Source organism: Kitasatospora sp. NPDC093679 (genome assembly GCF_040683455.1).
GTDB classification, from domain to species: domain Bacteria; phylum Actinomycetota; class Actinomycetes; order Streptomycetales; family Streptomycetaceae; genus Kitasatospora; species Kitasatospora arboriphila.
The window spans coordinates 92,159-113,616 of sequence record NZ_JBFBDW010000007.1 but is presented as its reverse complement, the minus strand read 5'-3'; the positions used below and the strand labels follow the sequence as shown (position 1 = coordinate 113,616).

17 protein-coding genes are annotated in these 21,458 nt (G+C 74.9%); 9 read left to right on the top strand and 8 right to left on the bottom strand.

Going from position 1 to position 21,458, the window contains the following annotated elements; genetic code table 11:
• Positions 1-116: 116 nt before the first annotated feature.
• On the bottom strand, positions 117-1,640 hold the full coding sequence (locus AB0O09_RS08785; RefSeq protein WP_363540831.1) for an MFS transporter: 1,524 nt from the start codon (positions 1,638-1,640) through the stop codon (positions 117-119).
• 131 nt (positions 1,641-1,771) lie between these two features.
• Positions 1,772-2,206, bottom strand: a complete 435-nt coding sequence (locus AB0O09_RS08780) for a MarR family transcriptional regulator (protein ID WP_363540830.1) — start codon at positions 2,204-2,206, stop codon at positions 1,772-1,774.
• A 268-nt stretch (positions 2,207-2,474) separates the two neighbouring features.
• Here AB0O09_RS08780 and AB0O09_RS08775 point away from each other — a divergent pair, with 268 nt between their 5' ends.
• Positions 2,475-3,443, top strand: a complete 969-nt coding sequence (locus AB0O09_RS08775; protein ID WP_363540829.1) for an MHYT domain-containing protein — start codon at positions 2,475-2,477, stop codon at positions 3,441-3,443.
• A 68-nt stretch (positions 3,444-3,511) separates the two neighbouring features.
• Here AB0O09_RS08775 and AB0O09_RS08770 read toward each other — a convergent pair whose 3' ends face one another.
• Both AB0O09_RS08770 and AB0O09_RS08765 read right to left on the bottom strand, forming a co-directional pair.
• Positions 3,512-5,203 carry a hydrogenase maturation protein gene (locus AB0O09_RS08770; RefSeq protein ID WP_363540828.1) on the bottom strand — a complete coding sequence of 564 codons (1,692 nt, stop codon included), beginning with the start codon at positions 5,201-5,203 and terminating at the stop codon, positions 3,512-3,514.
• Positions 5,204-5,593: 390 nt separating this feature from the next.
• Complete coding sequence (locus AB0O09_RS08765; RefSeq protein ID WP_363540827.1) at positions 5,594-7,060, bottom strand: NCS2 family permease; 1,467 nt, start codon at positions 7,058-7,060, stop codon at positions 5,594-5,596.
• Positions 7,061-7,324: 264 nt separating this feature from the next.
• Between AB0O09_RS08765 and AB0O09_RS08760 the strand changes: the two genes are divergently transcribed.
• Together AB0O09_RS08760 and AB0O09_RS08755 are read left to right on the top strand one after the other, a co-directional pair.
• Positions 7,325-7,633, top strand: coding sequence for a DUF2530 domain-containing protein (locus tag AB0O09_RS08760; RefSeq protein WP_363540826.1), 309 nt, complete (start codon positions 7,325-7,327; stop codon positions 7,631-7,633).
• Between the two features lie 53 nt (positions 7,634-7,686).
• Complete coding sequence (locus AB0O09_RS08755; protein ID WP_363540825.1) at positions 7,687-10,116, top strand: HAD-IC family P-type ATPase; 2,430 nt, start codon at positions 7,687-7,689, stop codon at positions 10,114-10,116.
• Between the two features lie 54 nt (positions 10,117-10,170).
• Here the strand turns inward: AB0O09_RS08755 and AB0O09_RS08750 are convergent, their stop codons facing one another.
• Together AB0O09_RS08750 and AB0O09_RS08745 are read right to left on the bottom strand one after the other, a co-directional pair.
• On the bottom strand, positions 10,171-13,461 hold the full coding sequence (locus AB0O09_RS08750) for a molecular chaperone Hsp90 (RefSeq protein WP_363540824.1): 3,291 nt from the start codon (positions 13,459-13,461) through the stop codon (positions 10,171-10,173).
• A 111-nt stretch (positions 13,462-13,572) separates the two neighbouring features.
• On the bottom strand, positions 13,573-14,454 hold the full coding sequence (locus AB0O09_RS08745) for a DUF3027 domain-containing protein (protein ID WP_344622612.1): 882 nt from the start codon (positions 14,452-14,454) through the stop codon (positions 13,573-13,575).
• Positions 14,455-14,961: 507 nt separating this feature from the next.
• On the opposite strand from AB0O09_RS08745, the gene AB0O09_RS08740 reads away from it, so the two are divergent.
• From AB0O09_RS08740 to AB0O09_RS08725, 4 genes are read left to right on the top strand one after another with little or no spacing between them, the layout of a single operon-like run.
• Positions 14,962-16,245, top strand: a complete 1,284-nt coding sequence (locus tag AB0O09_RS08740; RefSeq protein WP_363540823.1) for an MFS transporter — start codon at positions 14,962-14,964, stop codon at positions 16,243-16,245.
• Positions 16,246-16,305: 60 nt separating this feature from the next.
• Entirely contained in the window at positions 16,306-16,824 is a 519-nt protein-coding gene (locus AB0O09_RS08735; RefSeq protein ID WP_344622527.1) for a hypothetical protein, read from the top strand.
• A gap of 10 nt (positions 16,825-16,834) precedes the next feature.
• The gene (locus tag AB0O09_RS08730; protein WP_363540822.1) at positions 16,835-17,533 is read left to right on the top strand and encodes a futalosine hydrolase; all 699 of its coding nucleotides are present in this window, start codon (positions 16,835-16,837) and stop codon (positions 17,531-17,533) included.
• The gene (locus tag AB0O09_RS08725; RefSeq protein WP_359978196.1) at positions 17,526-18,368 is read left to right on the top strand and encodes a 1,4-dihydroxy-6-naphthoate synthase; all 843 of its coding nucleotides are present in this window, start codon (positions 17,526-17,528) and stop codon (positions 18,366-18,368) included. The genes AB0O09_RS08730 and AB0O09_RS08725 overlap by 8 nt, the downstream gene beginning before the upstream one ends.
• Positions 18,369-18,398: 30 nt before the next feature.
• On the opposite strand, the gene AB0O09_RS08720 is transcribed toward AB0O09_RS08725, so the two are convergent.
• The gene (locus AB0O09_RS08720) at positions 18,399-18,782 is read right to left on the bottom strand and encodes a cold-shock protein (RefSeq protein WP_363540821.1); all 384 of its coding nucleotides are present in this window, start codon (positions 18,780-18,782) and stop codon (positions 18,399-18,401) included.
• Positions 18,783-19,157: 375 nt separating this feature from the next.
• Here AB0O09_RS08720 and AB0O09_RS08715 point away from each other — a divergent pair, with 375 nt between their 5' ends.
• Positions 19,158-19,760, top strand: coding sequence for an HAD hydrolase-like protein (locus AB0O09_RS08715; RefSeq protein ID WP_363540820.1), 603 nt, complete (start codon positions 19,158-19,160; stop codon positions 19,758-19,760).
• 140 nt (positions 19,761-19,900) lie between these two features.
• Here the strand turns inward: AB0O09_RS08715 and AB0O09_RS08710 are convergent, their stop codons facing one another.
• Positions 19,901-20,131: a hypothetical protein gene (locus AB0O09_RS08710; RefSeq protein ID WP_344622531.1), complete on the bottom strand. Its 231-nt coding sequence runs from the start codon at positions 20,129-20,131 to the stop codon at positions 19,901-19,903.
• 157 nt (positions 20,132-20,288) lie between these two features.
• Between AB0O09_RS08710 and AB0O09_RS08705 the strand changes: the two genes are divergently transcribed.
• Positions 20,289-21,422: an alpha/beta hydrolase-fold protein gene (locus AB0O09_RS08705; RefSeq protein WP_363540819.1), complete on the top strand. Its 1,134-nt coding sequence runs from the start codon at positions 20,289-20,291 to the stop codon at positions 21,420-21,422.
• Positions 21,423-21,458: the final 36 nt, after the last annotated feature.

The window sequence follows — 21,458 nt, the reverse complement described above, 5'->3', positions numbered from 1 at the left end:
CCCTCCCGGTCGGAGCCCTTCCGCCGGACTGATCGGAACCGGGGGCTCCGAGGACGGTGACGACCGTGACGGCGGCCCGGCCGGCCCCGGTGGACGGGGGCCGGCCGGGCCGGGCCTCAGCAGGCGGTGGCCAGGTCCTTCTTGGGCAGGGTGCGCGGCACCACCGCGACCACCCGGCGGCCGGCACCCGGGTGCAGGTCGACCCGGACCTTCAGGTCGGCGGCGCGGGCCAGCACCACGGCGATCACGGCCGCGGCGGCGGCCGAGACCAGGCCGCAGGCGAGCAGGCCGAGCCGGGGCCCGTAGGCGGCGGTGACCCAGCCGACGAGCGGGGCGCCGATCGGGGTGCCGCCGGTGAAGACCAGCACCAGCAGACCCATCACCCGGCCGCGCACGGCGGGGTCGGTGCCCAGCTGGAGCGCCGAGTTGACCGAGGTGTTGAAGGTCAGGCCGAAGACGCCGATCAGGGTGAGCAGCGCGGCGAAGGTCCAGTAGCCGGGGGCGAGCGCGGCCAGCACCTCCAGCGTGCCGAAGGCGACCGCCGCTCCGACCAGCCGGCGCAGCCTGGGGGCGCCGCGGCGGGCGGCGAGCAGGGCGCCCGCCAGCGAGCCGACGGCCATCGCGGTGTTCAGCAGCCCGTACTCGCCGGCGCCGACCTTGAAGGTGTCGTAGGCGAAGCCGGAGAGCAGCGTCGGGAAGTTGAAGCCGAAGGTGCCGATGAACCCGGCCAGCACCATCGGCCAGAGCAGCTCGGGCCGCTCGCGGACGTAGCGCAGGCCCTCGCGCAGCTGGCCGCGCTGCCGGGCGACCGGGGTGGAGGGGCGCAGCTCGCTCTCGCGCATGGCGAGCAGGCCGCCGAGGACGGCGGCGAAGGAGAGCGCGTTGACCGCGAAGGCCCAGCCGCTGCCGACCGCGGCGATCAGCAGGCCGGCGACGGCCGGTCCGACCAGCCGGGCGGTCTGGAAGTTGGCGGCGTTCAGGCTGACCGCGTTGGCGAGGTCCTTGGCGGGCACCATCTCGCTGACGAAGGCCTGCCGGGTCGGGTTGTCGACGACGGTGACCAGGCCGAGCAGCAGCGCGAAGACGTAGACGTACCCGGCCGTGACGGCGCCGGTGACGGTGAGCACGGCCAGCCCGGCGGCGAGCAGGCCCATCGCGCCCTGGGTGGCGAGCAGCAGCCGGCGCTTGGGCAGCCGGTCGGCGAGCACCCCGCCCCACAGGCCCAGCAGCAGCATCGGCAGGAACTGCATGGCGGTGGTCACGCCGACCGCGAAGGGGCTGCCGGTGAGGCTCAGCACCAGCCAGTCCTGGGCGATGCGCTGCATCCAGGTGCCGGTGTTGGAGACGACCTGGCCGGCGAAGTAGTACCGGTAGTTGCGGATCCGGAGGGAGGAGAACATCCCTCCGGGCCGGGTGAAGCGGGCCCCGGTGGGGCCGTCCCCCGCTCGGGTGGCGGCGGGGGCGGATGCGGCGGGGGTGACCGCCGCGGGGCGTTCGTCGGGGTCGTCGTCGCCGGTGCCGGGCAGGCCCACGGGGGCGGGCGCCTGGCTCTCGGCGGTGGCAGCGCGGTCGGCTGCGGGGTCTGCGGCGAGGTCGTCGGTGCGGGTGGCGGCGGCGCTGGCTGCGGCCGGCGGTGTCAAGGTGGTCTCCCCTCGGGGCGCGGCGACGGGCAGGTTCGTCGCCGCGCGGCTGTTCTCTCGGATGTGTCCTGCGGTGATGCGGTGCTCCTTCGTTCGGTTGCCGTGAGACGTCGTGCCGGTCGGGGTGCGCGTCAGAGGTGGGCGAGTTTGTAGAGGGCCGGTGCCGCTGCGCGGATCAGCGTCCACTCCTCCTCGCTCAGCCCTTCGACCAGTTCGGCCAGCCAGGCGTTCCGCCGGCGTCGGCTCTCCGTGAGGATCGCCTCGGCCTGCTCGGTGCTGCTGACGACCACCTGGCGGCGGTCGTCCGGGTGCGGCTCGCGCCGCACCAGCCCCTTCTCCTCCAGCATCGCGATGATCCGCGTCATCGACGGAGGCTGGACGTGCTCGCGGCGGGCGAGCTCGCCGGGGGTGGCCTTGCCGCAGCGTGCCAGGGTGCCGAGGACCCCCATTTCGGTGGGGCTCAGCGACTCCTCGACACGCTGGTGTCTCAGCCGGCGGGCAAGGCGCATCGTGGACGACCGCAGCTGGCTGACGGCTGCGAGATCGTCCTCGGACATCTCGGGCATGGTCCTTAGCCTATGTCATTACTCTCGCTAAGGAAAATCCTTTACCGTCGGCGTCGCCGCAGCACCCGCCACGGTGCGAAGACCGGCGGGACATCGTGTCGACCTCCGGTGACAAGATCTTGGGCCAAACGTGAAGTACCGCCACTGACCTGCGAGTTCACTGAATCTCCCGGCGTTGCCCACGAGCGGAGCGGGTCGCTAGGGTTCGGACTTGTCAGGAACACAGCACGCCGGCACTGTGCACCCCTACTCCGCCCCGGGAGTCCTCTTGGGTCACATCCACCACGCTGTCTACGGCTGGGTGACACCGGCGTTCTCGTACCTCGTCGCATGTCTCGGCGCCCTGGTGGCGCTGCGCAGCACCCGCTGGGCGCTGATCACCGAAGGCCGATCGCGGCGCAACTGGCTGCTGCTCGGCACGATCTCCCTCGGCGGCGGCATCTGGAGCATGCACTTCGTCGCCATGCTCGGCTTCGCCGTGAGCGGCGTCGAGATCCATTACGACGTCCCGCTGACCCTGGTCAGCCTGCTGGTCGCCATCGGCTTCGTCGGCATCGGCATCTTCACCGTGGGCCAGAGCACCCACCGGCGCACCGCCCTGCTGGTGGGCGGCGTCGCCACCGGGCTCGGCGTGGCCGCCATGCACTACCTGGGCATGGCCGCGATGCGGCTGCCCGGCCGGATCGGCTACGACCCGGTGCTGGTCGGCGCCTCGATCGGCATCGCCGTCCTCGCCGCCACGGCGGCGCTCTGGGCCGCCCTCAACATCCGGGGCACCGCGGCGGTGCTGGCCGCCTCCCCGGTGATGGGCGTGGCCGTGTGCGCCATGCACTACACCGGCATGATGGCGGTCTCCGTCCGGCTCTCGGACACCGAGCACGCCCCGCCCGGCCCGGTCGCGCTGCAGTTCGTCTTCCCGCTCGCGGTCGGCTTCGGCACGTACGTCTTCATCAGCGCGCTGGCCTTCGCGGTGGCGCCGAGCAAGCACCGCCCGGTGGTGACCGGGCCGGCCGCACCGCTGCCGCCCCGTCCCGCCGCCGCGCGGCGCGCGCCGGACGACTGGCCGCAGTGGCCGCTGCGGGACGGCGGGGTCGGGCCGGACCTGTTCGCCCCGGGTGCCGGGCAGACCGCGCAGAGCGGCCGCCGCCGGGCCCGTCCGGCGCAGTCCGCGCCGGTGAGCGGCCGGGTCGTGCCCGCCTGGTCGGGTCCGCAGGCCGACGGGCAGTCGCCGTACTGAGCGCGCAGCACCCACGGCCCGGGGCCGGTCCGCCACGGGGGCGGGCCGGCCCCCGGCCGTTCGCCGGGTCAGCCGCGCAGGTGCTCCGGGGTCGCGGCCGGGCAGACCTTGTGCACGAAGTCGCGGCGCAGCCGGTGGTACGGCTCGTCGGGGGCGGTGAAGTTGCGCCGCATCCGGGCCAGCTCCTCGGCGCGGTAGGCGGAGAGCGGCTTGGCGGCCTCGTCGGCGGCCCGGCGGCGCTTCTTCTCCAGCAGCCGGGCGCCCAGCTCGGGCGCGTCGGCGAGCGCGGCGGCCTCCCGTTCGACCCAGCGGCGGAACTCGGCGGCGCTGCCGCGGCGCGCCCGGTCGACCAGTCCGACCGCCTCGGCCTCCCGGGCGCCGACCGGCAGCGCGGCCGTGGTGAGCCGGTGGGCGGTCTCCTCGCCGACCCGGCGGGGCAGCGTGTACGTCCAGTACTCGGAGCCGTACAGGCCCATCAGCCGGTAGTGCGGGTTGAGCACGGCGGAGGCCCGGCACCAGACCTCGTCCGCGGCGACGGCCAGCATCAGGCCGCCGGCCGCGGCGTTGCCGGCCAGGGCCGCGACGGTGAGCTTGTCGGTGGTGGTCAGGACCGCCTCGACCAGGTCGTCCATGGCGTTGATGTTCTGCCAGGACTCCTCGGCGGGGTCGGCGGCCGCCTCGATGGTGTTGAGGTGGATGCCGTTGGAGAAGAAGTCCCGGGCCGGGCCGAGCACCAGCACCGCGGTGGGCCGGGCGCAGGCCTCCCGGTAGGCGGCGAGCAGCCGGCGGCACTGCCCGGTGCTCATCGCCCCGCCGGGGAAGGCGAACTCCAGGTACCCGACGCCGGCCTCCTCGCGGTAGCGCAGCTCGGACCAGGTGCGGCGGCGGGCGGCGTCGGAGGGGGTGACGGGCACCTCGGGCACGCCGTCGAGGAGGCTGCCGAGCACCTGCGCGGCGGGCAGCTTGAAGGTGGCCGGGCCGCCGGGGGTGCGGCGCGGACGCAGCTGCGGGATCCAGACGGCGCCGTCGGTGGTGGCCCGGCAGATCGCGCCCTCGCGGGTGGCGAGGACGGCGCCGGGGGCGCCGCGCAGCAGGTCCTCGGGGTGGCCGCCGTGCAGGAAGTGCTCGCGGCCGTACAGCTCGTCGAGGACGCCGGGCTGGGAGTCGCCGGAGCGCAGCTTGCGCAGCACGGTGGCGGTGTCGTCGGCGGCCCAGTCGATCCGCCGGTACTCCTGGGCGTGGTACGGCCGCGGCCTCCCGCGGACGTCCCAGCGGGCGTAGTCGAGCGGCTCGGGTTCGAACCAGCCGCTCCCGTACCGCTCGACGGCGAGCAGCACGGCCTCCACGGCGGCGTCGGCCACCTCGGTGCGGTACGCCTCGCTCTTGCCGCAGGCGGGCAGGGTGAAGGGGACGGACGCCCAGATCGGCCCGGCGTCCATCTCGGCGACGGCCTGCAGGACGGTCACGCCCCACTCCTCGGCGCCCTCGTGGATGGCCCAGTCGAGCGAGGACGGCCCGCGGTCGCCCTTGGGGCCGGGGTGGACGATCAGGACGGGGAGCCTGCGCCAGACGTCCTCCGGCACCGCCCGGGTCAGCATGGGCGCGAGGACGAGGTCGGGTCCGAACCGTCCGACGGCGGCGCGGACGGGCTCGTCACCGAGGGCGAGCTCGACGGCCACGGTGTGGCCCCGGTCGCGCAGCTCGGTGTGGACGCGCTGGGTGAGGCTGTTGAACGCGCTGGCGACCAGCAGGATGCGCAAGGTGGCCCTCCGACGACATGTCACGGTGGTGGGGGTGTCCCGGCCGGTCGGCTCCGGATGCCGCAGATGCCTACCCGGGAGCGCTGCCGGCGTCACCGGATCCGCTCCCCGGGGTGGGCCGGACGGGCCGCCGCCGGGCGGGGTCGGGCCATCCAAGCATGGTCATGCACACGTAAGTTGCCAGATCGGGGCGGGTCGACGACCCCTGCACAACACCCGCCCGGAACGGCCGACCCCTCCCTCGAATCGACGCCGGATCGCCACCCGTACGCCCCCCGAGTGCGCCGGTCCGCTCCCCCGGGCCGGCGCGGTGCGCACGCCGCCGGCGCCGGGAACGCGAAGGGCCCTCCCCCCGGGGATCCGGAGGGAGGGCCCGTACGGCGGCGCCGGTCAGAGCAGGCCGAGCGCCGGCATCAGGTAGTAGAAGGCGAAGACCGCGGACACCGCGTACATCGCCGCGGGCACCTCGCGGCCGCGGCCGGCCGCCAGGCGCAGCACGCAGAAGGCGATGAAGCCCATGCCCAGGCCGTTGGTGATCGAGTAGGTGAACGGCATCAGGACGATGGTCAGGAACGCCGGGATCGCGATGGTGTGGTCGGCCCAGTCGATCTCCTTGATCGAGTTGGCCAGGATCAGGAAGCCGACCGCGACCAGCGCCGGGGTGGCGGCCTGCGCAGGCACCATGGTGGCCACCGGGGTCAGGAACAGCGCGAACAGGAACAGCACGCCGGTGACGACCGAGGCGAAGCCCGTCCGGGCGCCCTCGCCGACGCCCGCGGTGGACTCCACGTAGCAGGTGTTGGCCGAGCAGGAGGTGGCGCCGCCGGCCGCGGTGGCGATGCCGTCCACCATGAGGATCTTGTTGATGCCCGGCAGGTCGCCCTTCTCGTCGAGCAGGTGCGCCTCGTCGGCGACGCCGAGGATGGTGCCCATCGCGTCGAAGAAGCAGGACATCAGCACGGTGAAGACGAACAGCACACCGGTGAGCGCACCGGCGTGGTGGAAGCCGCCGACCAGGTCGACCTCGCCGATCAGGCCGAAGTCCGGGGCGGCGACCGGGCTGCCCGGCCAGGTCGGGACGGTCAGGCCCCAGCCCTGCCCGAGGCCGACGACCTGCTCGATCACCAGGGCGGCGACGGTGGCGACGACGATGCCGATGAGGATCGCGCCGGGCACCTTGCGGACCAGCAGCACCAGGGTGAGCAGCAGGCCGAGCACGAAGACCAGCACCGGCCAGCCGAGCAGGTGGCCGCTGCCGCCGAGCTGCAGCGGGACGGTGGTGTGCGCGGCGTCCGGGATCCGGCTGACGAAGCCGGCGTCGACCAGGCCGATCAGGGCGATGAACAGGCCGATGCCGATCGCGATGGCCTTGCGCAGGCCGAGCGGCACGGCGTTCATCACACGCTCGCGCAGGCCGGTGGCGACCAGCAGCAGGATCGCGAAGCCGGCCAGCACGACCATGCCCATCGCCTCGGCCCAGGTCATCCGGGGGGCGAGCTGGAGGGCGACGATGCTGTTGACGCCGAGGCCGGCCGCGAGTGCGATCGGCACGTTGCCGATGACGCCCATCAGCAGGGTGGTGAGGCCCGCGGTGAGCGCGGTGGCGGTGACCAGCTGCCCGCTGTCGAGGTGCGCGCCGGTCATGTCCGTGGCGTTGGCCAGGATGATCGGGTTCAGCACCAGGATGTAGGCCATGGTGAAGAAGGTGGCGACGCCGCCGCGGATCTCCCGGGGCAGCGTGGAGCCGCGTTCGGTGATCCGGAAGAAGCGGTCGAGCACACCGGTGGGGGGCTGCGGTGCGGCGGAGGGCGCGGACGGCGCGTCGAGCGCGGACGTCGGCTGGGCCTGCGGAGACATGCGGGGTCCTCGTCGGGTGGGGGCACGGACGGGGGTGGTGACGGCGGGACCCGGGGCTGCACTGACCCGGTCCACCGGCGGCCTGCCGGACGGGCGAGATGACGCGCGTAGCAGCAACCGGAAGCCCAAGTATGAGTTTTCGCTCGTTCGCACGCCATCTTCGCGCGTAGAAGAAGGCCCTTACGGCCATCCACCCGCAGAATCGGTCGTCGGGCGCCCGCCACCCCTGCACCGGAGGCTCCTCGTCCCCGTACCCTAGGGGCCATGTCCAAGACCCCGCTGCGCCCCTCGCCCCCACCGCTGGAGGCCAACGACGTCGCCATCGTCGGCGGCGGCACGGCGCTGTGGTTCGTCGCCTTCCTCGCCCTGCTGCCCTTCAAGGGCACCCTGGAGCAGCACGGCCACGGCACCTGGCCGTGGATCTGCCTCTCCGGCGGCCTGCTCGGTCTGATCGGCCTCTGGTACTGCCGCGCCCGCCGGGACGCCATCCGCCGCGCCCGGGCCGCCGAGGCCGCGACCGGGGCCGGGACGGGCGCGGAGAGCCCCGAGGGCCCCGCCACTCGTCTGGACTGACCACCCCCTCGGCGGAGCGGCACCGGCCCGGGGCCCCACCTAGAGTCGGACCCATGACGCATCCCGCGGAGGGCACGGCCGAGGCAGGACACCCGGGGCCGTCCGGGCGTCGGGGCGGGCTGACGGCGGCCGAGGTCGCCGAGCGGGTCGCCCGCGGACAGGTCAACGACGTCCCGGTGCGCTCCAGCCGCTCCGTCCGCGAGATCGTCCGGGCCAACGTCCTCACCCGCTTCAACGCCATCATCGGCGTGATGTTCGCGATCATCCTGGTGGTCGGCCCGATCCAGGACGGCCTGTTCGGCCTGGTCATCGTGGCCAACACGGCGATCGGCATCGTCCAGGAGCTGCGGGCCAAGCGCACCCTCGACAGCCTCGCGCTGATCGGCGAGGCCAAGCCGCAGGTCCGCCGGGACGGTGCCGCGCTGGCCGTGGCCACCTCCGCGGTCGTGCTCGACGACACCGTGCTGCTCGGCACCGGCGACAAGGTCGTCGTCGACGGCACCGTCACCGAGGCCGACGGCCTGGAGATCGACGAGTCGCTGCTCACCGGCGAACCCGACTCCGTCCTCAAGCGCCCCGGCGACCAGGTCATGTCCGGCAGCTTCGTCGTCGCCGGCGCGGGCGCGTTCACCGCCACCAAGGTCGGCCGGGAGGCCTACGCCGCCCGGCTCTCCGAGGAGGCCGCCAAGTTCACCCTCGTCCGCTCCGAGCTGCGCAGCGGCATCGACGAGATCCTCAAGTTCATCACCTGGCTGCTGGTGCCGACCGCGCTCGGCCTGATCGTCAGCCAGCTCGCGGTGGAGCGCAACGACTGGCAGGAGGCCGTCCGCCGGATGGTGGCCGGGATCGTGCCGATGGTGCCCGAGGGCCTGGTGCTGCTGACCTCGGTCGCCTTCGCGATCGGCGTGATCCGCCTCGGCCGCCGCCAGTGCCTGGTGCAGGAGCTGCCCGCGATCGAGGGGCTCGCCCGGGTCGACACCGTCTGCCTGGACAAGACCGGCACCCTCACCGAGGGCGGGATGGACCTGCTGGAGCTGCGGCCGCTCGCCGACGGCCGGGCCCGGCACGGCGCACCGGAGACCCTCCGCGAGGCGCTCGGCGCGCTCGGCACCGCGGACGCCCGCCCCAACGCCTCCATGCAGGCCGTCATCGAGGCCTACGGCCCCCCGCCGGACGGCCGCTGGCGGGTGGTCGAGTCCGTGCCGTTCTCGTCCGCCCGCAAGTGGAGCGCGGCCCGGCTCGCCGAACCGCAGGGCGGCGAGGGCAGTTGGCTGCTCGGCGCCCCCGACGTCCTGCTGCCGGCCGGGCACCCGGCGCTGGCCGAGTCCGACGGGCTCGGCGCCCGCGGGCTGCGGGTGCTGCTCCTCGGCCGCTCACCCGTGCCGCTGGACGACCCCGACCCGGCGGCCGGGCTGGAGCCGCTCGCCCTGGTGGTGCTCCGGCAGCGGCTGCGCGCGGACGCCGCCGACACCCTGCGCTACTTCGAGCGGCAGCGGGTCCGGGCCAAGGTGATCTCCGGCGACGCCGCGGTGGCGGTCGGCGCGGTCGCCGGCCACCTCGGCCTGCCCGGCGCCGACCGGCCGGTGGACGCCCGCACCCTCCCGCACGACGACCAGGCCGCGTTCGCCGACGCCGCCGACGTGGCGTCCGTCTTCGGGCGGGTCACCCCGCAGCAGAAGCGCGACCTGGTCGGCGCGCTGCAGTCCCGCGGGCACACCGTGGCGATGACCGGCGACGGCGTCAACGACGTGCTGGCGCTGAAGGACGCCGACATCGGCGTCGCCATGGGCACCGGCAGCGACGCCACCCGCGCGGTCGCCCAGATCGTGCTGCTCGACGACTCCTTCGCCACCCTGCCCTCGGTGGTCGCCGAGGGCCGCCGGGTGATCGGCAACATCGAGCGGGTGGCCACCCTCTTCCTGGTGAAGACCGTCTACTCGGTACTGCTCGCCCTGCTGGTCGTCTTCACCCACGTGCCGTACCCGTTCCTGCCCCGGCACTCCACCGTGCTCTCCACCCTCACCATCGGCGTGCCGGCCTTCTTCCTCGCGCTGGCGCCCAACAACGAGCGGGCCAGGACGGGCTTCGTCCGGCGGGTGCTGCGGTTCGCCGTCCCCGGCGGGGTGATCGCCGGCGCCGCCACCTTCACCTCGTACATGCTCGCCCGGGCCGACGACGGCACCGACCTGAAGGCGGACACCAGCGTGGCGACGCTGACGCTCTTCCTGGTGGCGATGTGGGTGCTGGCGATCGTCGCCCGGCCGTACTCCTGGTGGCGGATCCTGCTGATCGCGGCGATGGGCGGGGCGTTCGCGCTGGTGCTGACGGTGCCCTGGCTCTCCGACTTCTTCCAGCTCGAACTGGCCGGTGTCCGCGACCCCTGGACCGGGGTCCTGATCGCCGGGATCGCGGGCGTGCTGCTGGAGATCAGCTGGCGGGTGATCGTGCTCCGCTCCGAGCCCGCCGAGAACGGCGTGGACTGAGGCCCGTCCGGGCCGGCCGGGACCCGCGGGCGCGGGCCCCGGCACGGGGCGCGGTCAGGACTCGTAGTCGCGGGCGTTCAGCAGCTCGTAGGCGCGGTCCGGCTCGGCCAGCGCGGCGAGGACCTCGAACCGGCGGTGCCACTGGCCGACCGACCAGGCGAGGCCGGCCGCCAGGCCCTCCGGGGTGGCCGCGTGCAGCAGGCCCGGCACCGGCGGCACCTCGAACTCGTCGTCCTCGTCGCCCGCCTCGGCGTCCTCCGGGGCGTACGGCACCTCCGGCGTGCCGGCGGCCGCGTCCCAGCGCCAGTCGACGTGCGCCTCCCCGCCGTCCGGGCCGACCACCAGCAGCTCCTCGTGCTCCTCGTAGGCGGTCGGGCAGCCCGGCAGCAGCTCGCGGACCACGGCCGGCACCCGGTGCAGCACGCCGTCGGAGAGCACCCGGCCGCCCGCCACCTCGCTGGCCAGCGACACGTTCAGCCGCTCGGCGAGGGCCGCGGCCAGCTCCGGGGCGACCGGCAGCACCGGGTGGTCGTGCAGCAGCTCGACCAGGTCCGGCGCGTCGGCGACGACCGCCTGCGCGGCGTCCACGACCACCGTGGTGTCGGGGCGGCGGCCGGTCTCCGGATCCAGCGGGGCGAGCGCCCGGACGACGTCCAGCGGCTCGACCCGCCCGGCCGGCAGCGCGGCGAGCTGGGTGTGGATGCCGTGCAGCTGGCGGTGGGTCACGTCGGAGGCGTCGTCCACCAGGCGGTCGAGCAGCTCCTCCGGGCCGTGCGGCTCGGCGAGCAGCGCGGCCAGCGTGGTGCGCACCCCGAGGGCGTGCAGGAACTGCTCGTCCAGGTCGGTGCGGGCCTCGTCGTACAGGCCGCGCAGCAGCGGGTCGGCGCCGGCCGCGCGCAGGCCGGCGGGCTCCCGGCCGTCCAGCACCGGGTGGTCGCGCAGCCACCACGCCGTGTACGGCGGCAGGTCGACGTAGCGGCCGTCCGGCAGCAGGGTGCGCACCGGGTTCACCACGGCGTCCCGGTACGGCGGGCGGGCGAGCACCTTCAGCGCCTGCGGCCAGGCCGCGTCGTCGACCAGGTCGAGGTCGCGGACGGCGAGCAGCTCGGCGGCGACCGGCGGCACGCCGATCTCCCCGCTGTCGTCGGCGTGCAGCGCCTCCAGGGTGTCCTCGCACCACTCGGCGAGGCCGTCCGGGGCCTCGTCGACCAGGCCCGTGGGGGAGCCGCCGGCGGCCCGGTCGGCGGGCACCGTCGGGTCGAGCCGCTCCAGGTCGTCCGGGTCGAGCACCACGTCCTCGGCGCGGACCAGCACGAAGCCGGCCAGTGCACCGGCGGCGGCCAGCACGTCCGGGCCCCAGCGCTCCAGCAGGTCGTCGTCGACGTAGGCGGCGTCGCCCTCCCGGGCCAGGTCGGCGAACGGGGAGTCCGGGATGATCAGCTCGCCGGCCCGGGTCAGCTCGCCCTCGTCGTCCGGGAGCGCCAGGCGGGCCAGCCACGGGTGGTCGCCCGGGCCGGCCTCGGCGGCCTTCACCAGTGCGAGCACCGCGTCGGCCAGGTCGACCGCGGCGTCGAAGTCGTCCTCGCCGACCTCCAGCGAGCGGGCGACGGCGGCCCGCACCTCCGGGGTGTCCAGCACGCCGGCCGGGGTCGCCGTCACGGCGCCGAGCTTGGCCAGCAGCGGGTGGGCGGCCTCCGGGTGGGCGAGCCGCAGGTCGAGCAGGCCGAGCGCCTCGGCCAGCGAGTCGGGGTACCCCTCGTAGCCGGCCCAGTCCGCCGGGTCGGAGGGCAGCAGGACCCGGCGCGGGCCGGTCACCGTCCGGCCGTCGGCCAGCGGAACCGGCAGGGCGCCCAGCGCCTCCGGGTCGGCCCCGGCCAGCGCCGCGTACAGGTTGCGCCACCAGGCGGGCTCCCGGTCCAGGCCGCCGAGCTGGTCGACCACCTCGGCCAGCGGCACCCGGCGGACGTCCAGCGCCCGCAGCTCGGGGCGGCGCTCCAGGCCGGCCGGCAGCAGGCCGGGGAAGATCGGCGCCAGCGCGGACACCACCGAGCCGTCCGCGCCCTCCAGCAGCGTCGCGTCGCGCGGCCGCAGCGCCGGAGTGCCCTCCTCGACCGGGCCCGGGTGCGGCAGGAACGGCGTGCCGGGCAGCCGGTCCAGGATCGCCGCGCGCAGCGCGTTGTCCAGCGCGCCGTGGCCGAGGCGGCCGGGCACCAGGGAGAGCGAGCCGAGGTCCGCCCCGCGGGCCCTCAGCAGCTCGGCGTAGGCGTCCGCGGCGCGTTCGGTGAGGAAGTCGGTGAGCGGGCCGGGGGCGACGTGGCGGCGGGTGGAGTCCAGCGGGTAGCCGGCGATCAGCAGCGCGGGCACGCCGAGCGGCTCGTCGCTGGGCGTCGGCGCGTGCACCACCGCGGTGGTCCGCAGCGGCTGCGGCACGCCGGTGTCGGAGACCGGCACCGCCCAGACCACCGACCAGTACGGGCGGGCGCGCTCCTCGGTCGTCCGGTCGGCCAGCAGCGGGGCGGCGACGGTGCCCTCGGCGCCGACCGTCTGCCAGACGGTGGCCCGGTCCCCGTCGGTGATGGTGACGGTGGTGATGCCGTCCGGACGCGGGGCGTCCGCGGACCGGGTCAGCGTGCGGACGCCCTCCGGCGTCTCCACCACGATCTCGGCGAGGCCTGGCAGGGTCAGCAGCAGCGCGTCGTCGATCTCGGCGAGCAGACGGCGGGTCAGGTCCTCGGCGGCGGCGTCCCGCAGCGGCAGCACCACCACCGTGTCGTAGCCGTCCGGGGCGGACCCCTCGGCGGGGAACGGCAGGCGCAGCAGCGGGACGTGGCCCTCGCGGCGGCGCAGCTCCTCGGCGAGCTGCGGGCGGGCGCCGACCAGCGCGGAGGCCTCGGACAGCGACCAGCGGACGGACCCGTGCGTGGACAGCACCGCGGGCTCGTCGGCGACCGCCAGCACGGCCGAGAAGCCGACGCCGAAGCGGCCGACGGTGGGGACGTCCTCGGGGCGCTTGGCCGAGGCGCGGAGGGTGGAGAGCGACTCCACCGCGGTGGCGTCCAGCGGGGCGCCGGTGTTGGCGGCGGCCAGCACGCCGTCGCGGAGGATCAGCCGCAGCCGGCCCGGGGCGGTGCCGTTGCGGGCGGCGGCGTCGGCGGCGTTCTGGGCGAGCTCGACGATCAGGCGGTCGCGGTAGCCGCCGAGGGCGAGTTCCTCCTCGGCGTTGGCGTCCTCCCGGAAGCGTGCGGGCGCGGCCGTCCACGCGTCCAGGACGCGGTGGCGCAGGCCAGCCGTGTCGAAGACGTCCGCCGCCTGCCCGTCCGTACCGCCGATGATCCGAGGCTCCACTGGCCCTGCCGCCTTCCGCCGTCCGCACCCTGCGTACGTCCGCATTCTCCCCTGCCGGACGGACAGTTCCGACCGCAGGGGACGGCGCACGCGGGGCGGGTGCCCGCTCCGTCAGGAGTGGCCGAGCTCCTCGGCGGGGGCGTCGGGCTCGACGGAGCCGCCGGTGCGGTCGGGGTGGAGGGTGAGCGGCTCGACGACGGTCTCGTCGAGGATCAGCTCGGAGGGGGTGGGCGGGGCGGGCAGCACCGCGGCCTCGGAGTGGCCGCCGCAGCCGTACCCGAAGGCGACGACCTGGCCGTCGGCGGGGCCGAACTCGTTGCCGCACACGCCGAACGCCTGGCCGAGCGAGCCGCCGATCGGGATCAGGAAGCCGCAGGTGTCGCAGTTGGCCGGGGCGGCCTGCGCCATCGGCGTCTGCGGGCCGAAGGCGGAGTCCCAGCGTTCCGCGGCGAGGTGCAGGCCGAGCCGGGAGAGCACCCGGGGCCGGGCGAGGCCGAGCTCCTCGGCGACGGCGCCGATCCGGGCACGGGCCGGGGCGGGCTGGACGTGCGGATCGGTGAGGACGACGTCCTCCTCCGCGGCCTCGCTCATCGCGGAGTTGGGGGCGGGCTCGTCCTCGCCGCTCCAGCCGGGCTCCAGCCGGAGGTCGTCGGCGCCGGTGGGCAGCAGGTCGCCGGGGCCCATGTCGCCGGGGCGCAGGCGCTCGCTCCACGGCACCCACTGCGGGGCGAGGACGGCGTCGTCGCCGGGCAGCAGGACGACCTCGTCGAGGGTGACGTTCTTGGCGCGCGGTGCACGGGCCACGGTGACCGCCCAGTGCCAGCCGCGGTAGGCGGCGTCGAGGCACTCGAAGGTGTGGGTGACCACGCGGTCGGCCTCGGCGCGGACGCCGAGGTGGGCGCCGACGGTCTCCGGTCCGACCATCTCGACGGCGGCCTGGCGGGCGAGTTCGACGGCTTCGGCACAGAGCCGGTCGGGGGTACGGCTTCGCATCGCAGCGCTCACGGCGTCGATTCTCTCCCAGTCCTGTTGTCCGGCGGCGGTCCCGCGCACGGCCGGGGCCGTCCGGGGGCGGTGCCCCGCCCGCCGAAGCTGTACGAGGGGCACTTCTTATTCTGCGCGACCCGGGTCCGTCCCCGGCACCGGCCGCGCCGCCCCGCCCGGTCCGTCCCAACCCCGTGCGCGTAGTGCAGGCTACCCGCCGGTCGGCGTCCGGGCACAGTCCGGGGCCGCGCGCGGCGCTCCGCGGAAGCCGCACCGGGTCAACAGTCGTACGGTCGCTGATTCTCGGGCAGGATGGCGTATGTGGCGGACGAGACCCCCTCGCAGCACGGCGTGGACGCTCCGCAGCCGGAGGGTCCCTCGGGGGTGAGGGCTGTGCCGCCGCAGGATCCGGACACCGGTGCCGGAGCTGCCGGGGAGCAGACGCCGCCGAAGGCCGGCAGACCGAAGAACGCACTGGTCAGGGGAGCTTCCGCGGCGGGTGTGCGGACCGGCCGGATGGTGCACGGCACCGGCCGGCGGATCCGGCGGGCGACGTCGGCGGAGGGCGCCGGCGAGTCGGGGCTGGCGAAGCTGATCGAGCTGCACGCGCTGAACTCCTTCGGCGACATGCTCATCACCGTCGCGCTGGCCTCCACCATCTTCTTCTCGGTGCCGACCGGCGAGGCCCGCGGCCGGGTGGCGCTCTACCTGCTGATCACCATGGCGCCGTTCGCGCTGCTGGCACCGGTGATCGGTCCGCTGCTGGACAAGCTGCCGCACGGCCGCCGTTCGGCGATGGCGATGTCGATGCTGGCCCGGGCGATCCTGGCCTGGACGATGGCCGGGTCGATCGCCGGAGGGGGGATCGCCCTCTATCCCGAAGCGCTGGGCGTGCTGGTCGCCTCGAAGTCGTACGGGGTGGTGCGCAGCGTGGTGGTGCCGCGGCTGCTGCCGCCGCAGTTGTCGCTGGTGAAGGCGAACTCCCGGGTGACGCTGGCCGGCCTGCTGGCGACGATGGTCGCGGCCGGGGTGGGCGGGCTGCTGCACCTGGCCGGTCCGGGGTGGCCGCTGCGCGGCGCGTTCCTGGTCTTCGTGATCGGCACGCTGATGGCGTTTCACCTGCCGCACAAGGTGGACTCGGCCAAGGGCGAGCAGCGTGCGGTGATGCACGCCGAGGGGCACGGCGCCCGGTCGTCGAAGGCGATCCTGCGGACGGTCGGCCCGTCGGTGATCCTGGCGCTGCGGGCGGTGTCCTCGCTGCGGTGGCTGGTGGGCTTCCTGGTGATGTTCCTGGCGTTCCTGGTCCGCAAGGAGCCGGTGAGCGGGGTGCCGGAGACGGCGGCGCTGGGCATCGTGGCCGCGTCGGCGGGGGTGGGCAACGCGCTGGGGTCGGTGTTCGGCTCCTGGCTGAAGACCCGTGGCTCGGAGGCGACGGTCGCCGCGATGCTGCTGCTGGCGGCGCTGGCCTCGGCCGCGGCGGCGATCTGGTACAGCCTGCTGACGATCGCCGTGGTGGCGGCGGCCTCGGGCATGGCGGCCTCGCTGGGGAAGCTGGCGCTGGACGCGGTGATCCAGCGGGACGTGCCGGAGGCGGTGCGGACGTCCGCCTTCGCGCGGTCGGAGACGCTCCTTCAGCTGTGCTGGGTCGCGGGCGGCGTGGTCGGCATCTCGCTGCCGCTGAACGCGACGCTGGGCCTGGCGCTGGCGGCGGCGGTGATGACGGTGATGCTGCTGTGGACGCTGCGCTCGCTGTTCAAGGTGGGGTTGCGCGGGACGGCCACTCGGCCACGGGTGGCATAGCCGCGGCGACTCGGCCACCCCCGCGTCGCGTGATCGCGAAAGCCCGGTAGCCTCTTGCCCATGAGCCTCAGCACCCGTGCAATCGCCGCCATCGGCGCCGTGGTCGTGATCGGCGCCGGCACGGTCGGCATCTCCATCGCGCACGCTGCCGACCAGGGCAAGCCCGACGAGCACGTCGTGACCCTGACGGTCGGCCGTTCGTCGATCACCTCGGCGCCGTTCTGCTACAACGACGGCAAGGCGCTGCCGCAGGACGTCCTCGCCAAGTGCCAGGTGGACGCGAAGAAGGCCCGCGAGGCCAACACGCTGCCGTCGACCGACGTGCAGGCCAGCGACCGGATCGGCGTGGGTGTGCCGCCGTCCGTCGCGGACCGCGGCTGGTTCGCCTTCACCGACGGCGGCGCCCAGGGCCAGACCCCGCTCGCGCAGGACACCCGCGGCACCACCTGGTCCGGCTCGGTGGCGGCCTCGCAGGTGCTGAACTCCTCGGGCACCACCACCGTGACGGTCGTCGAGGCCGACCAGAAGACCCAGGAGATCCTGGGCATCTGGTACTTCGACATGAAGACCCAGGACTGACCCTCCGGCGATGAGCCCCAGGTACGACGACGAGCAGTCCGGCCGCCCGGCCGGGCTGCTCGTCGTCGTCGCCGTGCAGGCCGAGGCCGACGCGGTGCTGCGCGGGCTCGCACGCGCCGGGGCGCCGGGCGTGCCGGTCGAGGTGCTGGCCGGCGGGGTCGGCCCGGCCGCGGCGGCCGCGGCGACGGCGGCGGCCCTGGCCACCGGCCGGTTCCGGCTGGTGGTGTCGGCCGGCATCGCGGGCGGCTTCGCCCCGCACGCGCCGGTCGGCGCGACGGTGGTCGCCTCGGAGATCCTGGCGGCCGACCTCGGCGCCGAGACCCCGGAGGGCTTCCGGGACGTCACCGAGCTGGGCTTCGGCAGCGTGCGGCACCGGCCCGCACCGGGCGCGGTCGCCCTGGCGGCGAAGGCCCTGGACGCCGTGACGGGCCCGGTGCTCACCGTCTCCACGGTGACCGGCAGCGCGGAGCGGGCCGCCGCGCTGGCGGCCCGTCATCCCGGTGCGGCCGCGGAGGCGATGGAGGGCTTCGGCGTGGCCGAGGCCGCCGCCCGGTCCGGCCTGCCCGTCCTGGAGATCAGGACCGTGTCCAACCCCGTCGGCCCGCGCGACCGCGCCGCCTGGCGGATCGGCGAGGCGCTCGGGGCCCTGGAGCGGGCCTTCGCGGCGCTGCCGTACCCCGAACTGCTCCAGGAGGCCGCTGATGGCTGAGCCGCTGCGGGTCGCGTACTCGCCGTGCCCCAACGACACCTTCGTCTTCCACGCCTGGGCGCACGGCCTGGTGCCCGGCGCCGACGCGCCCGAAGTGCTGTTCGCCGACATCGACGTCACCAACGGCATGGCCGAGCGCGGCGAGCTCGACCTGCTGAAGATCAGCTACGGGCAGCTGCCCTGGGTGCTGGAGGAGTACGCGCTGCTGCCCTGCGGCGGGGCGCTGGGGCGCGGCTGCGGCCCGCTGGTGCTGACCCGGGAGCCGGACGCCGACCTGACGGGCGGCACGGTGGCGGTGCCGAGCGAGCGCTCGACGGCCTACCTGCTGTTCCGGCTCTGGGCCGCGAAGGCCGTGCCCGGCGGCTTCGGGAGGATCGTCGTGATGCCCTTCCACGAGATCATGCCCGCGGTGCGGGACGGCCGGGTGGACGCCGGACTGGTGATCCACGAGGCCCGCTTCACGTACGGGCGGTACGGGCTGCACCGCCTCGCCGACATGGGCGAGGCCTGGGAGCGGGAGACCGGGCTGCCGATCCCGCTCGGCGCGATCGTGGCCCGGCGCTCGCTCGGCGCCGACCGGCTGAAGGAGCTCGCCGACACCCTGCGCGCCTCGGTGCGGGCCGCCTGGGACGCCCCGGAGGACTCCCGGGCGTACGTGCTGGAGCACGCGCAGGAGATGGACCCGGCGGTGGCCGACCAGCACATCGGCCTCTACGTCAACGCGTTCACCGAGGACCTCGGCGCGGAGGGGTATGCGGCGGTCGAGACGCTGCTCACCCGGGCCGCCGCGGAGGGGCTGGTGCCCTCGGTCGACCCGGGTGCGCTGCGCTTCTGAGGTCCTGACGCCCTGGTGCGGGCGGTCCGGTCAGACGTCGAACTGGTCCGCGACCGCCCGCAGCAGCACGGCGAGCTTCTGGCCGGCCGGCTTGGCCGGGTAGCGGCCGCGCTGCAGGCCCGGCAGGACGGCGTCCAGCGTGGTGATCAGGTCCTGCACGATCGGCGCCATGTCGTCGGGGCTGCGGCGCTGGGCGGCGGCGACCGACGGCAGGGCGTCGAGCAGCGTGACGCCCATCGCCTGGTCGCCGCGGTGGCCCGCGACGATCCCGAACTCGACGCGCTGGCCCGGCCTCAGCGTGGTGACCCCGGCGGGCAGCGCCTTGGTGTGGACGAAGACGTCGCCCCCGTCGTCGCGCGACAGGAAGCCGAATCCCTTCGTCTCGTTGAACCACTTGACCTGGCCGGTGGGCATCTCGAACTGTCCTCGTTGTGAGTGTGGGCGGGACCGGCGGTGGCCGGATCCCGTCGGGTGGACGGCGAGCCGACCACCCTACGCGGGCGGTCGGCGACGCTCAGCGGATTAATGATCCCTCAGCCGCTCACTCCCGAGCGGCACGTCCGGACGGGGGCACGGCCCGGCAGGGACGCGGCGCGGCGCGATCCACAGGCAGACACCCCCCGGAGACGAAGCGGGGTGATCGACCACCCCGTGCGATGGCTGCATACCCGGCCGGGCCCGCGGTCGAAACTTTGGGTCCCCGGGGAACTGCGGGCAGTGACGGAGAGCACGTGGCAGGGGGTCCGCACCGCGGCCGGAGGACGGCCGACACGGCCTAGGCTGGCGGGCATGGCTCTCACCGTCGGCTTCGACCTCGACATGACGCTGCTGGACACCCGGCCCGGGATCAAGGCCACCTACGACGCGCTCGCCGCCGAGACCGGCACCTGGATCGACAGCGAGCTGGCGGTCAGCCGGCTCGGGCCGCCGCTGCTGCACGAGCTCGCCAACTGGTTCCCGGCCGAGCGGCTGGACGCGGTCGCCGACCGCTACCGAGAGATGTACCGGGAGCACGCCGTGGCCGCGACCCTGGTGCTGCCCGGCGCCCGGGAGGCGGTCGCCGCCGTCCGGGCCCGCGGCGGCCGGGTCGCGGTGATCACCGGCAAGTACGAGCGGAACGCGCGGCTGCACCTGGAGCACTCCGGTCTGGAGGCGGACGTCCTGGTCGGCGACCTGTGGGCGGAGACCAAGGGCGACGCGCTGCGCGAGCACGGCGCCGGCATCTACGTGGGCGACCACCTCGGCGACATCGTCGGCGCCCGGGCGGCGGGCGCCGTCGCGGTCGCGGTGGCCACCGGGCCGTGCACCGCCGAGGAGCTCCGCGCGGCCGGCGCGGACGCCGTCCTAGACGACCTCACGGCCTTCCCGGCCTGGCTGGCGGACGCCCTGTAGGGACGGCGGCCACGGGGCGCCCGGCCGACGGGTCCGGGGGCGCGGAACTGCTCCCACGTGCCCGTGAGGCACCCGTGAGCCCTTGAGCACGGGCCCCGGCCGCGTCGGCCCCCGCCGCGTCAGTCCCGGCCCCCGCCGCGTCAGTCCCGGGCGCGACGGCGTTCGGCGCGGGCGGTGGCGAGCAGGCCGGCCAGCGACAGCAGGAAGCCGAGCGGCATCAGCATGCAGATCCAGTAGGCCGCGGTGGGCAGCCTGGTCAGGTCGAAGAACAGCGGGACGAAGGTGACCAGGGTCGCCACCGCGCCGACGGCGAACACGATCGCCCCGGCGCGGACCAGGGCGTCGCCACGGTCGGCGGTCTGCTTGCTCACAGCGGGCTCCTCACAGCACGGACCCCATCAGTCTCCCAGCACTCCGCCCCCCGCCGTTCGGCGGGGGACGATTCACCCTGCGCGCCGAGTCCTCCCAGGAATCTCCCAGCGATCCTTGACACTGAGACCGGAATCGGGGCTTACGGGGGAGCGGAGAATGGGACTCACCAGCCACAAAGTGCTGGCGCTGTCCGCACTGGTGGCGGTGGCGGCGATCGCGGGCACGGTCTGGCTCTGGCCACGGCTGGCCGAGCGGACGTGGGCTGCCGTACTGGGGCGGATCGGCACCATCGTCGGCACGCAGCTGGCGGTGATGTGCACCCTCGGCCTGCTGGCCAACAACTACTTCGCCTTCTACAGCAGCTGGGACGACCTGCTGGGCACCGGTGACCAGGGCCCGGTGACGATCCAGAACCGGCTGGACGGACGGGCGCACGGGGTGCAGCGGCTGTCCGCGGAGAACGTCCGCGGCACCAACACCGTCGGCCGGGACGCGGCGCAGGTCGGCAAACTGGAGCGGATCCGCATCCCCGGCGCCTCCACCGGCCTGGCCACCGACGGCTACGTGTACCTGCCGCCGCAGTACTTCCAGCCGGAGTACAAGGACAAGCGCTTCCCCGCCGCGATCGCCATCACCGGCTTCCCCGGCGACGCCAAGAACCTGATCACCAAGCTGAACTACCCCGGCACCGAGCTGCAGCTGATCCGCGAGGGCAGGATGAAGCCGACGGTGCTGGTGCTGATGCGGCCCTCACCGGCGATGCCGCGGGACACCGAGTGCGAGGACGTGCCGGGCGGTCCGAAGGCGGCGACCTACTTCACCGCCGACGTGCCCGCCGCGATCCGGGCCGCCTACCGGGTGGCCGACGGCCCCGGCAGCTTCGGTGCGATCGGCAACTCCACCGGCGGCTACTGCGCCCTCAAGCTGGCGCTGCGCAGCCCGGACGTGTTCTCCGCCGCGGTCTCCCTCTCCGGGTACTACAAGGCGGCCGAGGACGCCACGACCGGGGACCTCTTCGGCGGCGACGCCCACCGCCGCGAGGACGCCGACCTGACCTGGCGGCTCACCCACCGGCCCCGGCCTGCGGTCTCGCTGCTCGTCGGCGGCAGCCGCGAGGGCGACGGCGACTACTACGACAGCACCGAGAAGTTCGTCGCCGCCGCCAAGGGCGGGCAGACGAAGGTCTCCTCGATCACCCTGGCCACCGGCGGCCACAACTTCAACACCTGGTCGCGCATGCTCCCCGCCTCGCTGGGCTGGCTGGGCGAACACCTCACCGACCCGCGCTGATCCCGGCCGCGGCTGGGTGACGGCTCCTCAGAAGGA